This window comes from Halorubrum sp. SD612, from assembly GCF_002135005.1.
On record NZ_NEWI01000309.1, the window covers coordinates 1 to 1,869 of the forward strand.

Below are 1,869 nucleotides of genomic sequence, written 5' to 3' on the forward strand. Positions count from 1 at the left end.
GGTGGAGAAGCGGCGCGAGTTCTGGTCGTACGACGGGTTCACGGTGACGCTCGACGCCGTCACCGGACTCGACGAGTACGTCGAGATCGAGCGCGAGGTCGAGACGGAAGGCGAGGTCGACGCGGCGCGCGAGGCGGCGGTCGAGGCGCTCGACCGACTCGGCCTCGACGCGGGCGACCAGGTCAGGACCTCCTACCTCGGGCTGTTGCTGGCCGGTGCGGCTGACTGAGGCCGGCCGGGTCAGTCCTCCCGGTCGCCCGCCGGGCGCTTCTCGGAGAGGACGGTGCGCTCGAACTCGCAGACGAGGACGTCGTCGCCGTCGACGATCTTGAACGCCTCCACGCGCATAGTGACGACGCCGCGCTCGCCGTCGCTCGTCTCCCGCTTGTCGGTGACGGTCGACCGCGCGCGGATCGTGTCCCCGTGGAACACCGGGTTCGGGTGTTCGACGTCGTCGTACGAGAGGTTCGCGACGATGGTGCCGTCGGTCGTCTCCGGGATCGAGATACCGACCGCCAGAGACATCGTGTACAGGCCGTTCACCAGCCGCTCGCCGAACTCCGTCTCCGCGGCGAAGTCGGCGTCGAGGTGGAGCGGCTGCTGGTTCATCGTCATGTCGCAGAAGCGCTGGTTGTCGGCCTCGCTTATCGTCCGCCGCTTGGCGTGCTCTATCGTCTCGCCGACCTCGAACTCCTCGTAGTACAGTCCGGGCATGGCTTCCCGGTCGCTCGGTGACGTGAAATCGGTACCGCTCTTTATTCGGGGTTCATTCGTGGTGACTCCGTCCGAAGTCCAGTTGCTCATTTATAAACGGCTGCCAGCAGATCGGCGACAAACTCCTCCAAAGCCCCAGCCGCGAGGAGGCACGCGCCACCGCATTACCTCGCTTATTTATAAACGATCTACCCCAGACGCCCACGATTTATATCGGACGGCGGGGAGGCCTCGACATGGCCAGACGAAGTCTGCTGTTCTCGCCCGGCGACAGCCCCGACCTCATGCGGAAGGCGCCCGGCGCCGGCGCCGACGTGATCTGCTTCGACCTCGAAGACGCCGTCGCCCCCGGCCGGAAGGACGAGGCGAGGGCGGCGGTCCGCGAGGTGCTCACGGACCCCGATTTCGACCCCGACGCGGAGGTCTGCGTCCGGCTGACCGCCGAGTCGCCCGCGGCCGACCTCGACGGCGTGTTGGGGGGAGGCGATGAGGGCCGGGACCGGCCGAAGGGTGCGACCGACGAGGTCCGCCTCGACGCCGTGATGCTCCCGAAGGTCGAGGGCGCGGACCGGATCGAGACGGTCGCCGCGCTGTGCGCCGAGCGGGGACGCGAGCCCGCCGTGTTCGCGCTCGTCGAGACCGCGGCCGGCGTCCTCTCGGCGCGGTCGATCGCGGCCGCGGACGCGACGGACGCGCTCGTGTTCGGCGCCGAGGACCTCGCCGCCGACGTGGGCGCGACCCGCACCGACGAGGGGACGGAGGTGCTGTACGCCCGCGAGCACGTCGTCCTCGCGGCGAGCGCGGCGGAGGTCGACGCGATCGACACGGTGTACACGGACTTCTCGGACGAGGCGGGGCTCCGCGAGGACGCGGCGTTCGCGCGGCGGCTCGGCTACGACGGCAAGCTCGCGATCCACCCGGCGCAGGTGGGGCCGATCACCGAGGCGTTCACGCCGGACCCGGCCGACGTCGAGTGGGCGGAGCGCGTGCTCGACGCTCGGGACGCGGCGGAGCGGGAGGGGCGGGCAGTCTTCGAGGTCGACGGGGAGATGATCGACGCGCCGCTGATCGCTCAGGCCGAGCGGGTCCTCCACCGCGCGGCCGGCGGGGGCCGCCGAGCCGGCGCTTGGAACTGGGTCGGCGCGCGCCGCTCGG

Annotated in this window: 3 protein-coding genes; 2 read left to right on the top strand and 1 reads right to left on the bottom strand. The window is 70.6% G+C overall.

The window, feature by feature from the left end; genetic code table 11:
• A partial coding sequence (locus B9G38_RS16770) for a CYTH domain-containing protein (RefSeq protein ID WP_143415599.1) occupies positions 1 to 229 on the top strand: 229 nt, incomplete at its 5' end.
• An 11-nt stretch (positions 230 to 240) separates the two neighbouring features.
• Here B9G38_RS16770 and B9G38_RS16775 read toward each other — a convergent pair.
• On the bottom strand, positions 241 to 714 hold the full coding sequence (locus B9G38_RS16775) for a MaoC family dehydratase (RefSeq protein WP_086221128.1): 474 nt from the start codon (positions 712 to 714) through the stop codon (positions 241 to 243).
• A 236-nt stretch (positions 715 to 950) separates the two neighbouring features.
• On the opposite strand from B9G38_RS16775, the gene B9G38_RS16780 reads away from it, so the two are divergent.
• A partial coding sequence (locus B9G38_RS16780) for a CoA ester lyase (RefSeq protein ID WP_086221129.1) occupies positions 951 to 1,869 on the top strand: 919 nt, incomplete at its 3' end.